This is a genomic window from uncultured Pelagimonas sp., from assembly GCF_947498515.1.
In the GTDB taxonomy this organism is placed as follows: domain Bacteria; phylum Pseudomonadota; class Alphaproteobacteria; order Rhodobacterales; family Rhodobacteraceae; genus Pelagimonas.
The window spans coordinates 469,541-484,297 of record NZ_CANMKO010000002.1; the positions used below are offsets into that span (position 1 = coordinate 469,541).

Annotated in this window: 11 protein-coding genes and 1 pseudogene; 3 read left to right on the forward strand and 9 right to left on the reverse strand. The window is 51.9% G+C overall.

The window, feature by feature from the left end; all coding sequences use genetic code 11:
- Positions 1-66 precede the first annotated feature (66 nt).
- Positions 67-876, reverse strand: a complete 810-nt coding sequence (locus tag Q1A43_RS05670; protein WP_299933308.1) for an SDR family oxidoreductase — start codon at positions 874-876, stop codon at positions 67-69.
- 206 nt (positions 877-1,082) lie between these two features.
- On the opposite strand from Q1A43_RS05670, the pseudogene Q1A43_RS22485 reads away from it, so the two are divergent.
- Positions 1,083-1,220 (forward strand): annotated as a pseudogene (locus Q1A43_RS22485) (hypothetical protein); the annotation flags it as partial.
- Positions 1,221-1,264: 44 nt separating this feature from the next.
- Here Q1A43_RS22485 and Q1A43_RS05675 read toward each other — a convergent pair.
- Positions 1,265-1,519 (reverse strand): hypothetical protein, encoded by a 255-nt coding sequence (locus Q1A43_RS05675; RefSeq protein WP_299933310.1) that lies wholly within the window; start codon positions 1,517-1,519, stop codon positions 1,265-1,267.
- Between the two features lie 114 nt (positions 1,520-1,633).
- Between Q1A43_RS05675 and Q1A43_RS05680 the strand changes: the two genes are divergently transcribed.
- On the forward strand, positions 1,634-2,356 hold the full coding sequence (locus Q1A43_RS05680) for a helix-turn-helix transcriptional regulator (RefSeq protein WP_366944238.1): 723 nt from the start codon (positions 1,634-1,636) through the stop codon (positions 2,354-2,356).
- Here the strand turns inward: Q1A43_RS05680 and Q1A43_RS05685 are convergent.
- Positions 2,339-3,019 (reverse strand): hypothetical protein, encoded by a 681-nt coding sequence (locus Q1A43_RS05685; RefSeq protein WP_299929187.1) that lies wholly within the window; start codon positions 3,017-3,019, stop codon positions 2,339-2,341. The two genes, Q1A43_RS05680 and Q1A43_RS05685, sit on opposite strands and share 18 nt — an antisense overlap.
- A 1,089-nt stretch (positions 3,020-4,108) precedes the next feature.
- On the opposite strand from Q1A43_RS05685, the gene Q1A43_RS05690 reads away from it, so the two are divergent.
- Positions 4,109-7,303, forward strand: a complete 3,195-nt coding sequence (locus Q1A43_RS05690) for a calcium-binding protein (protein ID WP_299933314.1) — start codon at positions 4,109-4,111, stop codon at positions 7,301-7,303.
- Between the two features lie 662 nt (positions 7,304-7,965).
- On the opposite strand, the gene Q1A43_RS05695 is transcribed toward Q1A43_RS05690, so the two are convergent.
- The 6 genes from Q1A43_RS05695 to Q1A43_RS05720 form a co-directional block, all read right to left on the reverse strand.
- Positions 7,966-8,781, reverse strand: coding sequence for a BglII/BstYI family type II restriction endonuclease (locus Q1A43_RS05695; RefSeq protein ID WP_299933316.1), 816 nt, complete (start codon positions 8,779-8,781; stop codon positions 7,966-7,968).
- Between the two features lie 136 nt (positions 8,782-8,917).
- Positions 8,918-10,543, reverse strand: a complete 1,626-nt coding sequence (gene dcm / locus Q1A43_RS05700) for a DNA cytosine methyltransferase (RefSeq protein WP_299933318.1) — start codon at positions 10,541-10,543, stop codon at positions 8,918-8,920.
- 180 nt (positions 10,544-10,723) lie between these two features.
- Complete coding sequence (locus Q1A43_RS05705; protein WP_299933320.1) at positions 10,724-11,827, reverse strand: hypothetical protein; 1,104 nt, start codon at positions 11,825-11,827, stop codon at positions 10,724-10,726.
- Between the two features lies 1 nt (position 11,828).
- Positions 11,829-12,386 (reverse strand): AAA family ATPase, encoded by a 558-nt coding sequence (locus Q1A43_RS05710; RefSeq protein WP_299933322.1) that lies wholly within the window; start codon positions 12,384-12,386, stop codon positions 11,829-11,831.
- Complete coding sequence (locus Q1A43_RS05715) at positions 12,383-13,921, reverse strand: GNAT family N-acetyltransferase (protein WP_299933323.1); 1,539 nt, start codon at positions 13,919-13,921, stop codon at positions 12,383-12,385. Before Q1A43_RS05715 ends, Q1A43_RS05710 begins: the two co-directional genes overlap by 4 nt.
- Entirely contained in the window at positions 13,896-14,690 is a 795-nt protein-coding gene (locus tag Q1A43_RS05720; protein ID WP_299933325.1) for a helix-turn-helix domain-containing protein, read from the reverse strand. Before Q1A43_RS05720 ends, Q1A43_RS05715 begins: the two co-directional genes overlap by 26 nt.
- Positions 14,691-14,757 lie beyond the last annotated feature (67 nt).

A 14,757-nucleotide genomic window follows, 5' to 3' on the forward strand; every position in this document is an offset into this window, starting at 1 on the left:
TTACGTCAGCTTGCCGCCCGCGCCAATCACGACGCGGCGCAAAGCGGGGCGTTTCGTGGCGTCACTTTAGCTCTTTGTTTTCGAGGGGGTCTTGAGCCGCGTATTCAGCTTGGCCAGCTCTTTGCGCATCATCGACATGTACATCGAAAACGGTAGATAGCGCTTCAAAAGCCAGCTTTTGCGCGCCGGCCTGTGGGTTAGGATATGCGGGTCACCCGCCGCTAGCCCCACGAGAATGGTGGCGGCAACCTCGTCCGCGCCAACGCGGGCCCGTTCAACCATACGGGTGGTTGCGGCGCGGGTGGTATCATCGGCGGCGCGCATATTGCGGGCCAGATCGGTGCGAAAGAACGACGGGCAAGCGACGTGGATAGAAATGCCGCGCGGCTCCCATTCGAGCATCAGGGTCTCAGAAATCGCCAAAAGCGCGGCCTTGGAGGCGTTGTAAGCGGCGGAATTGGGCAGGTAGAGCATCGCCGCCATTGACGCGATATTGAGCATCTGACTGCCCGGCGGCATCAACGGGCCAAGCGCCTGCACGGCGCGCACCGGGCCAAGGGTGTTGATGTTGAGAATCCAATGCCAATCGTCGATCGGGGTTTGATCAAGCGCCCCCATCTGCGCGACACCCGCATTGTTGATGACCAGATCGACACCGCCCCAATTGTCTTGCAACCAATTGGCAACAGTGGCGAAATCCCCCTCTGAGGTGACATCACAGCGGATTGCGATTGCGCCAACCTTGGCCGCGGTGGCTTGGGCGGCGGTGTCGTCGATGTCGCCGATCAACACCTGTGCACCAGATTGCACCAATTGTGTTGCCAAAGCACGGCCCAAGCCGCCTGCCCCGCCGGTGATAAAAACCCGTTTCGCCATGTCTATTCCCCGTCACCCATGACCGACTAAAGCGTGCATTGCGCGCAAGGATCAAGTGACCATCGACACAACGCTGCGTCTCTTGTGACCATTTCTAACTTTGATAAACGGCCCGGCAAGGACCCGATGATTGATTGGCAAAGATACGGCAATCCGTGGCATTGTTTCCTCTTGCGGGCTTGTCCACAAAATGTGAATAAAGACCCATGGAAAACACGTCTCGTTACAAAGAAATTGGCATAAGGCTCTCTGCTATCCGGCTGGGGTTTTCGACCCTATCCCAAACAGAATGGGCCGGAAAAAATGGTTTCAACAAGACCCAGTATAACAATTGGGAAACCGGCCTTCGCCGAATTCCAGTCGAGGCCGCCGAAACTTTGTGTGACGTTTACGGCTTGACCTTGGACGCCATATATCGCGGCAGGCTAGACGGGCTTTCGGACACCTCCAGAAAAATTTTGTTGTCCTCAACTCCTATTGCGCTCACCACGTCATCCAAGGACAACCCAAGGTGATCGGCAATTTCCACCATACGATCCAGACGACGATCTAGGATCGTTTCAAAATAAACTTTGGTTGTGGGTTCCTCCGTGCTGTCCATACCGACGCCGTCTGAGCTCCCCTCGCTATACTCCTCGCCCACATCCTGTCTCCCACACTTATTAACGGCTACGGCATTCAACCCATGGGCGACTGTTGCCAGCACAGGCAGAAGATGCAATAGATTGACCAGTACTGTGCAAAATGTTGAACACTCATGGCTCAAATCCACGACAAGATTGAAAAAATCTATCGCCAACGGGGTCTTTCTACACGCCAGGCCGCGAAAACTTGCGGCATCAATTACACCACTTTCAGATCCATGTTGCAAAATGAGCGAGAAGTATCTGCCTCGACGCTCGACACAATCTCGTCGGCATTTGATATCCCCTTCAGCTATTTTTCAGCCAAGTCACCAATCATCGAAATCGAAAGCCCGAAGAATTCGGACAGCATCACATCGGCGCTGTCTGAAAACGCAGATTCTGCCCTTCACCGCGTCGGCATTCAAACCGCCAAAGCGGGCGACGTGGTTACGTTGGAAAGCTTTCTGAACTGGTGGGTGGCAAGCGCGGGGCGGCTTGAAAACTTTGATAAAATCGCACATCGCGTCGATCTTTTCGAGCGCCCCCCGTCAGATGCAAACCAAATTCAGCCTCTCCAAATCGGCCAATCCAGCTTGGCCAGCAAATACTTCTATTTGGAAGAAACAGGTCATTTAAAACAGACACTTGACGGTTTCAGCCCCGAAACCAATACCGCACTTGTTCAGGCACATATCGAAGCCTGCAACAGAGGCGAACCGGTGATTTCGCACCCGTTTCTGGATGAAACCCTTCGAACAGGGGAACGGTTTGCGCGGCGGTATCGACGGATCATTGCCCCCTTGTACCTTGGAGGTAAAACCCTTCTTGCCAATTACTCAGAGGATATCCTTTAGCTGCGCATCAGCGCGCAAAAACTCGATGAGTTCTGCGCGCGGGGCCCCGACCCACCATTCCGAGCTTGACCTTTTTTCAGGCACCGGTTCCACCCAGGATTGAGCCGCCGGCAAGCGTTGCGTAAACCCGTAAAGCTTATCAAGGTTGGCGTTTAGATGGCGATGCGGAATAAACGCATAGGTCCAATCAATGTCCCATTCCGAGATCGCTAGAATTTGCACAAGCCGCATAAAACACGCCAAGGCAACGCGATCGCCCTTGGCCTGCGGAGCAATGGCGAGCTCGCCAATATAGGCCAGAGAGCCTGCCATTTTGTTGGAAAGCGCCTCGGAGACATGAGACACCGCCGAGCCGGTGGGGTTAGGGTATTGGTGGCGTGCGGTGCGCATCAAGTAGTTGGCAACATTCTCACCTTTTAGGTCCTGGCGGATGGCGGCGGCGCTACCGACGCTGACATCCCCTTGGTTCAAAAACACCCAAAAGGTCGACGCACGGGTGTGATCGGTCCGGTCAATTTGGAACGTAGGGAGCTGATAGTCACGCCCTGCTGCGCGGGCCGCGGCTGGTATGCTGTCAAAGTCCTGTCTAACAGAAATATCCAGCCCCTTTTCTGCAAGCATTGCCAAATACTTAGCCCCTGCCTTCAATAGATCGACCTGCATTTTTGCCCTTACTTCAATTGCTCAACCACAACGGTATGAAACAACATTGGCTGTCAGGCAATGGACTTCAAAATGTTCAGGTGAACGTGGCAATGGTGGCTCTAGAGTGTAAGTCCTGCATTTGGCGTAGATCTTCTTTTCGTCTCCCAAGGGCCGTTTCATTCCACTCATTGTGGATTTTTATCCTGATGGATCACTCAAAATTATCCCTAGGCACCTGCGGAATGGGTACGTACGCCCGAAACCACCCAGTCAGACCCTTTTAAGACGCTTCCATTCCATGACGCTAAGATTTGTGGGGAACTTGAACGCATCGGCGTTCAGTAAATGGCGCGGTCGAAGAAAAACGACCTTGATCATGTCGGCCCGCCTTTTGGGGAGTTGGCCGAATTCGTACAGGACACCAAGAAGGCCCGTCTCGGAGGGGGCGGTTCAAGGGGGTGTTGGATGTCTCCCGGCACCACTCATATGTTCCCCAAAACGGGACCTAAACCGGCATCCAAATTGACAGCCCGAGATTTGCGGCCTCGCTTCGCAAACTTGCCGGAAATCAACGCCGGCCGATGCTTGCACCACATGACTTTTTCCATAGTTCGACCGGATGGGTGCTCTGGTGCGAACCAGAAAGAATTTGAGATCGGAATTTGGGTTGTACCAGCTGATCGTGTCAAAGGAGCTGAGGGCCGACCTAAGAAAACCGGGCCTGAAAGTATTGCCGTTTTTTGCCAATACTTCAGAAAACTGGTTGCGCAAAAGGCGTGGAAGCCCCCTAGACTAGCGCTCGTGCTACGATAGTTTGCGCACCGGCATCAATTATAAGCTGCAACGCGCAGATCGTTTTGCTGCCATTGATTGTAGGGCCAGAGCCAGATCCCTGTAAAACCGCGTAAAACCGCGTAAAACCGCCGGGAATTGCATGTTTGGTTTGGCAACATACCGTTTTACTGCTTTTCTCTTCGTTAACACACTGCGAACTCCAGCACGGTTTGGATATTTATAGCCGGGGCGAGCTACGTATTTTTCCAATCAATGCCCCTTAAATTCATCTTGGTCGCTGGTGCGCCGAAACAACGATAGTGAGAATGCATTATGGCGATTGCCCTATTGTCCACGACCGGCAACTCCGCCACGGGTACGGCCGACGACGATATCATCATTGGTCAAGAGCTCAGCGATGCAACCACCGACACCCTATCGGGCGGCGCTGGCGATGATCTGATCATTGGGGACACTGACTTCCTGTTTTTGGACAACACAGCCACGAACAATGTAATCGCGAACGCCCTGTCGATTGACGATCAATTCAGATGGTCGACCCAGCAGAACCCATTAGTTGCCGATGATACGATCCCCTACACAACGATTGTTGGCGAGGGAAATGACGCGTTCAACTATTACGAAGTGACCGTCGGCATTGGTGAGAAATTGATTGCGGACATCGATTTTGCCAACGCTTCGGCCGGTGGGTCGGGTTTTGATTCCGAGCTGAAACTGCTCGATATTTCGGACGCTGTCTTGGATCAGAACGATGATAACTCAAACGGGCCATTGGATGGGTTCGGCAGCGAACATACGGACTTTGACTCGCTTGTGACATGGACCAACAATACCGGTTCAACGCAAATCGTCTATCTTCGAGTTGAAGAGTTCAATGACAGTGTCGTCAGTGCAGATTCAACCTATCTATTGACGGTCTCGGTCACGGGGCATGTAAATTCAAACACCGCTTTGCAATCCGCGGACAGCATCCTTGGCGAGGCTGGCGATGATTACATCATCGGCAATGGAGGCAACGACACGCTAAACGGCGGGGCCGATCAAGACACGATCCATGGCGGTGACGGGGAAGATCGCATCTTTGCGGATTCCGGCAACGATTCAGTGTTTGCGGGTGCGGACAACGACGGGGTTTTTGACGGCGACGGTAACAGTTTTTTCGACCTTGGCGATGGCAATGATACGATCGACATGGGAGGGGGAGTCGATACAATTCGGGGCCAGGGTGGCAACGATTTTGTTCAAGTCAATTCTGGGTTAGACGTTGTCGCGGGGGCCGATTGGGACGGCGGTGCGGAGGTCGGAGGAGACTCGGACGTCATCAACACAATCAGTGGCGTGCCTCTTGTTGATTTTACAGACATGACATTGACAGGTTGGGAGGGGCTTGCACTGACTGAAATGTCGGCTGACCGCACGCTTATCTTTACCGACACTCAGATCACACAGTTTAACAACACCACCCTAAATTCAGGGTTTGGGATGTTCAGTCGGAGCACCGGTGCAAGCGCCACCATTCAGGTGGAGATGGACACACAGTCCGCGCTTGATGTGTCTGAGATGTTTTTCTTCGATTTTAACGGCGATGATGTTTTCCACATCACCGGGGATGGTGATGCTGAAACGATCACTGGTACCGAAATCAACGACAGTATCGAGGGCAATGCCGGCAATGACGTTCTTTTGGGCGGTACCGGGATCGACACGATAGATGGTGGTGACAACGACGATACCATCACAGGGGGTGCCGGGCGCGACAGCCTTGTCGGTGGCGACGGTAACGACGTCTTTATCGTGGGCGACGATGACCTTGACGACATCAACGGAGGTATTGGAACCAACACGTTGGATGCCACGGGTCTAACGACATCAGGTTTGACAGTTGTCGGTGTGAATGGTGGCAGGGCCTATTCGACGACCGGTTCCAGCGGCACCCTGTCAAATATTGATGTGCTACTTGGCTCGGAGCAAGGGGACGATCTCAGATCGGGCAACGTGTCCAACGTCACAATCGAAGGAAACGGTGGCAACGATACATTACGCGGCGGAGGCGGCGATCAAACGATCCGGGGCGGCGAAGGCGATGACACCATCGATGGTGGTTTCTTTGTGGGGTCTGCCGTTGGTGACCTCCTCGAAGGTGGGATCGGCAATGACGACATCACCGGTGCCAATGGTCACGATACGATCTTGGGCGGCGATGATAACGACACGATCACATCCAATGGCGGGGCCGATACAGTCAACGCAGGCGACGGCGCGGATTCTGTGTTGGGCGGTGACGGCGATGACCTGCTGCGCGGCGACGCAGGCGCAGATATGATTGACGGTGGAGGCGACGCAGATACCGTTGCCGGCGGAAGCGGGAATGACACCCTGACCGGTGGAACGGGTAACGACCGCCTGTTTGGTGGCAACGACAACGATGATATTTCGGGCCAAAACGACAATGACTTTTTGGACGGCGGGCGAGGCGATGACCTGATCCGCGGCAATAACGGCACAGACATCATGCTCGGCGGCGACGGGATCGACACGCTATCCGGTGGTGCCGGTGATGACACCCTATCTGGTGGGCTTGGCGACGACCGGCTGTTTGGCGGTACCGAAAACGACCAGATCAGTGGCAACGATGACAATGACGTCCTTGATGGCGGGCTTGGCAACGATCTGTTGCGCGGCGACGCTGGTACCGATGAATTACTGGGTCAGGCCGGGCACGATACGCTGGCGGGCGGCGCAGGTGACGATACGTTATCGGGCGGCTACGGAGATGACCGATTGTTCGGCGGGGCCGACAACGACAGACTGTCTGGCAATGACGACAACGACTTTTTGGCGGGCGGCATCGGCGATGATTTGTTGCGAGGTGACGCGGGTGCAGATGAGTTGGATGGCGAAAACGGCATCGACACCCTGTCCGGTGGGGCAGGAGATGACACGATGCGCGGCGGCAGCGGAGACGACCGGTTGTTCGGCGGGGCCGACAACGACAACATCAACGGCGAAGATGACAACGACTTTTTGGCCGGCGGTTTGGGCAACGACATCATGCGGGGGGGCGACGGGGCCGATGAATTGTTCGGCCAAACCGACAACGACACGCTGGTTGGAAACGCCGGGGCCGACACGTTGAACGGCGGCAGCGGCAATGACCGGTTGTTTGGTGGCGCTGACGATGACCGACTAATTGCTGGTACCGGAACAGACACGCTAGGCGGCGGCACTGGTGCGGATACCTTTGTGTGGAACGCAGCAGGTCAAAGCATCCATGGAGCGGGCCTAGATACCATCACTGACTTTGAGGCAGGTGTGGATGTGATTGATCTGTCGGGCTTTTCCGGCACCCTCAGCTTTGTCAGCAGCTACACCGGCGCGGGCAATGAGGTGCGTTACAACGGAGCCATCGGGCGGTTATACATCGACGTCGATGGCGACAGTGCAAGCGACTTCTCGATCGATCTCGACGGTGCCCCCGCGATGACCGCCAGCGATATGATCCTGTAAAAGTTAGCGCGGCGGCGGGCATTGCGTCGCCGCGTTTGGCTTCCTGCGCTTGAACCCGCGTTGAATGGCAGCCGTCCGGGCAAAGGACGCAAGCGTCTCCTCCCCCAAAACGGCGAAATCTAATCCAGGATGTTTTGCGGCGCCATCGTTGACGCATAGCGCCCTGCCCGCATTGCACCTGCCATGGGTTTGGATCTCAAAAGTTGGCGATTGCCTATGGTTGAGCTCTTGGCTGTGATCGCACCGAGAGCCTATTGAACTAGGATCTAGAAGATCACTCGCCCCCCTTGTCAGCAATGTCGACATGGGGCCACGCAGAAACCTCACAGGCGCAGCGAATGCCCGCTCACGGAGGTTATAAATCGGCACAGCCTGAGGGGAAAAGTGGGGGGTAATAGCACCCCGATTAAATCTACCACATCTTTACTAAGATGTATGGTGCGGTCGAGAGGCAGCTAAGGTCGCACGCGACCGCTTTGTTTTCAAACGGACTTTTCCGGAAAACCACACTTGCACTTGAGCCTTGGTGTAATGTTTGAGTAGCAAACTCTTGAAAATGCGCCCTTTTGAACAATGTGCCGCCACCTGCGCAAAATCGCTCCCTAAACCAGCGAGTGAGGCCCGCAAATTTAGGAGAATCGAGACTGCCTATCCGTCCCGCTTTAACTGAAATCAACAATGCTGTCTGGCAACCCAATCAAAAGCAAGGGGCACGGATTTCCGACACCGCGGTGAATCCTGTCTTCAAGTTTTCGCCAATGCGTCGTGGCTTCACCAAACTTGTCAGCAACAAATTTTCGGCAAAATGCATCGCGGAAACTCAACGGGTCTTTCTTACGATCGATCAGAGTTCTGATGGCCGATTTCTGGCGTGAAGTGGGCTCGTAGCCCCACTGTGTTAGATCATCGAGTGACCCGATATCATTATCATCAAGGAATCGACCTACAATCTCCCGCATGTTCTCATGCAAAGACGTTCCACGCGTGATGATAATGCCAACGGAAATAGCACCATCTGCATGCAACCTTTTGTAGTTTTCCAAATCCCGATCAAAGAATGGGTCCTTGTTGTTCCATTCTATCTCCAGCGCAACACGGCCGGCTTCCATCTCGCGTACATGATCAACTTCATGAGACTGGCTTTCCAGAACTTTGCCATTGATCTTCCGCTCAACGTGGAAATGGAATTTGGGCCATGACTTGTCGGCAAGCGCATTCCTAAGCCTCTGAGTTCCCTTGGCTTCCCCGCCCCCACCAGCAATCAACTCTTTCACTGGAATTTTAAAATCCTTGAGAACTGCTGTCAGTTCTTCTTCCACTTGCGGAAAGTCCACATCCAAAATTGCTCTGGCGTGGGAAAGGACTTCGACCTGATAGCCGGATTCTTGAAGGGTGTTTAACATCAATGCATTCCAAAAGTTATGCTGATGATAATCCCCGGATACACGCAGGAGTCGAGTCGATTGATGCTCAAACATCAAAGAGCGTCGTCATGGTTCGATGAACATGTGGCAATTGTTGGTGCCAACGTTTGCAAAACAAAAGTATCGACGGAAGGAGGTCGCCAAGGTGTGGCACTCCCGGCGTTGCAAAGGTCGCCTTGGAAGTTGCCCTCTACGCCGCCTTCAGCATTTGAGCGTTGGCATAAATGCGATTGAACCAAACACCGACGATTGCACCAGAAATTATTCGCGTAGCGTTTCTGCGCAACTTGGCTTCATTTGCATATTTGCTTTGACCGTCACGAATCCCGACTAGTTCGAGAACCAGATTTTCAGCATCATCGTCTGAAATCGTCTCATTCAGTTGAGTATGCACGGCATCCGCCAGCTCACCGAGCAAGTCCACCCAAGCATAAGGGCTCTCCCCCTTGCTGCGCCTGGTCCAAATATCCTGAAGACCATCACCGTCCACCTCAGAAACAAGTGTCTCTAGGCGTTTTCGCGACTGACTGGGGGCAACCGAAGCTCCTGACAAAGCAGCCTTGTTAAGAAGCTTTTCCCCTAAAGAATCGTCCAGTAGATGCGTCCGGATGTCCTTAGAGTTTCCTGAGTAAAACCGCATCGACCACGTAGTTTGCTTTTCCGTGGCCTCATTCGCAAATTCAAAGCGCATCCCACTTTTAAACCTCAGTCCAGGTATCGCGGCTCGAAATCGCCTCTTGGCCGGATAAGATCGTCCTGCAGTATCAGGTTTTGTTTTTGGAGCAGTTTTGGCAGGAAGCTCGAGCTCCATGCCAGCCTTCGCGTGAGGAACGAAGTGGTCAGCATCTACTCCGCTGGCAAAAGAAGCGAGCACATAACTAAACGTGGGCGGAATGGCGTTCCCGATCATTTTTGCCTTTTCCGCAAATGACTTCCCATAGAATTGGTAGGTGATCGGGAAGCCTTGTAGAGTAGCGCGCTCCCGAACTGTGAGGCGGCGAAAGCCATCCCTGGTATCGTTTTCAACAACTATGCTTTCTCGTGAAACCCGAGTGCAAGTTGCCGTAACTGTACGAGCGGGGGCATCCGAACGATCCGGAAACGACATATTGTTGTAAACAGGGTGGAAAATCTTGGATTCACGATTGAGCCGGAGTTCTTCTCCGCTCAAGTCTTCCTCTTGCTCTTGCTCGGTGACTTCAGCACGGTCCAACTCAACGCCCCAAACCGGATCGGTTATGCGCCCAGATACCGAAAGGGAATTCGTCGCATCTCCAAGCGTTAGAGCGGCACATCTAGATTTGAATTTGTTTATCTCAACCAATGGGATGTTTGTTGCAATGCATCGCCGGCGGGCCTGAGGGCAACCGAATTCGGAAAAATCAAACACCTCAATGTTGGGTTTTAGCCGCTTGTACTTATACAGGCTTGATGCCGGGTCGGCAAAGCTGGCCTCAAGAAACTTAGCCACCCTAGGCACGTTTTCCATTGCCCAAAACTTAGGTTTCAGCCGATCCACAATTGCAAAGAAGCGTTCGAGGTCGACTTGCCCATCAGCCAAATCACCGCTTCCACCACGATTTGAATATGAGAACTGAGTACACGGAGGACTACCGACGACAAGGTCGATGTCGCTGGGTAGATCATCTAAATCCAACGTGCGAATGTTCGTGGGTTCCAAGCTAGAGCCATGATTGCCATTGTGGGTATCGATAGCCGGCTGCCACCACTCATACGAGTTAACCACCTCAAATCCGGCCAGTTTCAGGCCCAAACTCCAGCCCCCGATGCCGGCATATAGGTCTATAGCTCTCATGAATCCCTCGCAAATTGGAGGTGCAAACTATACTATTTTGGCAAATACACAAGATCTAACGATGTGACGCCGACTTTTTCGGTACGAGGCTTGAGCAAAGAACAGGGCGTAAGCATCACCGGCCATGCACGCCTCGGCTACGTCATAATGGCCTCCGAACTCGGCCGATCAGCTCTCGAACTAGTCGCCGGTTGAATAGCCACCAAGGCATTCGTTTTTCAGGCAGCTGTCTGGAAATTCAGATGCATGAATTATCGACGAAGGAAACGACAGTCTTACGCTGTCATCTCCTCCCGAAGAGCTTAGAAAGTATGATGCGACAACCGACCCCAGGACACCCAGGAGCAAGGAAATGCCCACGTAAATGAAAATCAGGCTGATATCGGCCTTCCGAGTTTGCATTTTTACAAAAGCGGAAAACCCTTGCAGCATCTTTTCATCTTTTGCGTCAAAAATCTTTCGCCAGTGATACACAACCATACCATCATCAAGACCTTGAGGGACATAGTCTTCCCAAATCTCATTTTCTAGCAGACGACTCTTGTGCCACTCGGCATGAGACGAAGTTACTGATGAGACGACAGGAACAACCGCCAAGAAGACCACCCTCTTCATTTTGGCCACGCCGTGTGGAGCTTCACTGGCAGCGGTGGCAACGGCAGCTGGCACTGTTCTCGCCTCATTCAAACGACAATCAATATATTCAATCGCTTCGTAACCGCTACCCAAGGCTTTGTCGGTCGGCGTGATGTAGGTTACAAAGGGGCGCCCCCTCGAAATTTGGGGATGCAATCGCAGTCGAAAGTAACCCGGCCTAACTTTAGGATTCGATTGCCTCGCTAAAGAATTCAGAGCTGCCGATGTGATTTCCAGTAGCGTCCCTCCGTCGATGGGTTGGAGACCAAGTTCACTTTGATTTATTCGGGCGTTGTCTGTTGAGAAAATGTGAACCCCACAGTAAGTCCCAACGCCACTATTTAATTCAATTGATCTTTTGTTGGGAGCGAATTCGGGGGCAAGAGTTTCATTAAAAATTCCTTGCGCCAAATTGGGTTCAATAAACTTGCTCCCCAGATCCCCTATCTGTTCGTATCCAAGCTTAAAAGGCACGAATACCTTAATTGAACTCAAAACACTGGGGTCATCGACCATCACGCCAATCTCAAAAAAATCTTCCCGTTTTTTGTTGGAAAAATGCCATAAATTGACGTGAAACTCAGCGAAAGTTTCATCACTACTGCCTGATTTTTCACACCAAAACGCGATAGTTTTTCTATCTGACATACTACACACTATCTTCGCTAAACAGAATTTTTAGGAAACTATCGACATCCCCAGCACATAATACATGCAGGGGAACCCCAAGACTTGTAGCGACCAGTTGTGCTCGCTTCTTGGCAATTTCCTGCTGAACTTTGATTGAGCACCGGTCGCGTAAAGGTCTCCTTCGAGACTTGTCTTGCAGTCGGTTCTGCACAATACGTGACGGCTCATCTTCAAGAAAGAAGATGAGTGACGTCCCGATACTTGAAAACACTTCTGATTCAATCGGCTCTAGTCCGTCGGGGGTATCTACAACGACATGGGCATCAAGGATAACGAACCGAGATTGAGGATCGACTCGCGCTTTAAAAGCGCAGACCAGCGCTCTTTGGTTTTCTACAATATCCCATTCACGCAGCTTGTCGTACGCAACTTCTGAGACTTGTAGCTCACTGCGATACTCCGCAATGAGCTCCCCTGCAGACAAAACCTGTAATCGTTCTCGTTGTTGGGCTAATTTTAGGAGCCAGCTCTTCCCAACACCCGACAAGCCAGTCAAAATTGCAACAACCTGCGTCATAGCTTGAAACTCAGGCTACTGCGTTCCAATGCATCCATCAGCTTCCCATCCTTGAACTCAGTGATAGCTTGCGGATGACTAGTAAGGATTCCAGAGGTTTCCAGATCATTCAGTGACAGCGGCGGTTCAAGGTAGTCTACTAGTAAAAAATTTATGACCTTGTAGGAGTTTTCGGGAGACGCCTGGAAGGCCGTCAACTTCGCTTCGCTGTAAACTGACCGACCGCCTGTCAATTGTATGAGCTCTCTGGTCGAGGTTGCTACGGAAACGCTCTCCAGGATACCAACAGCGGTCAAAGACTGAGACGGAGGATTGTCCGACTTGCACTTGTAGAAGAACAATACAGAACCCGCATCTCCAAGCTTGGACGGAGACTGACAAACATATACTTTTCGAATTGTGTTCCCTGGTCGCTTCGGGCGAGTCCTGCCCCCAACATCTAGGAATAAATCCGGTTGCCGAACATCTCTAAGGTCAGGGAAAAGCACGTCGTGGAATTCTTCCACTATGGGTATGACGAAACCACGGACATCCGGTCCAGAAACAAACCGAGGATAGTTGGTTCTGTCTGCGTCATAAATTTCTTGTCCTGCCTGAACGGTTAAGCGGCTCTTTGAGAAATTGCGCTCAAAAATCAACTCACCGTCGTTGCCCTTTGTTCCGGTCTTACAGAACCCATAGAATTCGAGCAGCGCAATTAGTGCTTCTTGCTTAGGATACGCAGTCAGATAAGCCAAATCGTAAGAATTCTTTTGGGCATACCAAAGGACCATTTTGAGCAAGAGCTCTCCTAATTTGACCCCTCGTTTTTCTGGGCTGACTTTGAAGGTGCAAATCTTCAGAATCTTCGGAAGTTTCTGCGTGGCATCCGTGTCAGAGCCACTTTCATCTTTTCTGACAATTAGCCCGGCTACTTCATCATCGTCATACACCACCCAACACGGACGTCGTTCAGACACGCATTTGGTCCTCCACCATTCATCAAACGGTGCGTAATCCTGTCTTAGGCTGTCAAAAAAACTGTCATCAAGCGGGATGGTATGTGCCGACACGTCGACTACGTGTCTGATTGGCACAGCACGTGGTTCGAAAGTTGTCGCCAGCAACTGCATTGCATCTTCGATGTAAAGAACCCGGTTGCCCAAATCAGCCGAATGCTTCTGAGCACGGTTATGAAGACCTTGATCTTCGGTGATCAAGAAATCCGTGGCCCCTATGCTCACAGCATGCAACAGCGTTGCGTCGACCACATCGTTGTGCTTGCGAATTCGACCAAAGGCAGCTTCTAAATCAGTTTCCTTGAGCCCCTTCACTTTTTCAAGCAATTGGTATTTGTCCAACTTGCTCAGCGAAATTTTGCGGCGGGCCAGGTCTTTGTCCTGGCTATAGTCATCGCGCGCGGCTTCATGAACGAACACGTCTACTTTGTGTTTCGCTGCCAGCTGCGAAAACTTGGAATAGGCAGGCTTTACAGCGTGATTGTCTTCAAGGCCAATAATTATATTCGTATCAATTAGATACGACGGAGTACTCATCTTTTATTGCCCTTCTTAAATCATACTTGGCGTACAGGAAAGATTGTGGAGGCTCGAACCCAAAACGTTCTCGCAAGTCGGTAAGAGACATTGGTTTCTCGAAGGGGCGAACGTTTGAAAACTCAAGTACCATTCCGTGCTCGAGACCGTCAAAATACTTATCAAAGTCCGGTCGTTCGATGAACGCAACATTTGAATATCTTTGCCAAATTTCATCAATCGCCAATTTTTTGACTGCAACAATCTCAGCGACGCCGACCATAGCTCGCTCAGGAGAAGTAGAGTAAATGTAGGCTACAGTGCCTCTTGGAGCCGAGACCGGAAATCGCCGCCTTAGTTCTACAGTTTTCTCACCGGTCATGATTTTGCTGGAATACTGTGGCCGGATACTTAAAACGACGTCGCGTTGGTGTCTAAACTCTTCTTCGGAAAAGATGGGAAAGATGAGTTGATCATCATGCATTGGCTCGACATCGAAGGCCTCTCTGACATGCAAAGAAAGAGGACTATCTGCATCAAATGCCGCACTAACCCTGAGCTTTCCACCGAGTGCCTCAACATACTTTTGAATTGTGGAAACATGCACATCCGATCGGCCTTTTTCCATTTTGGAAACAGATGCCTGACCGACATCTAGACGGCGAGCCATCTCAGCTTGGGTCAAGCCGGAAAACTTGCGCATTTGCTGAAGTGCTTCACCGATTTTCGCCGATGCGTCATCGTCTTGTGAGTGTCGAACTTCCACGACTTTGCCTTTGATGTCACTCATGCCAACCCAACTTTCCTTTTCCAGCACAGGTAACAAAGACGAATATTCCCCACAAGGAATATTTGGT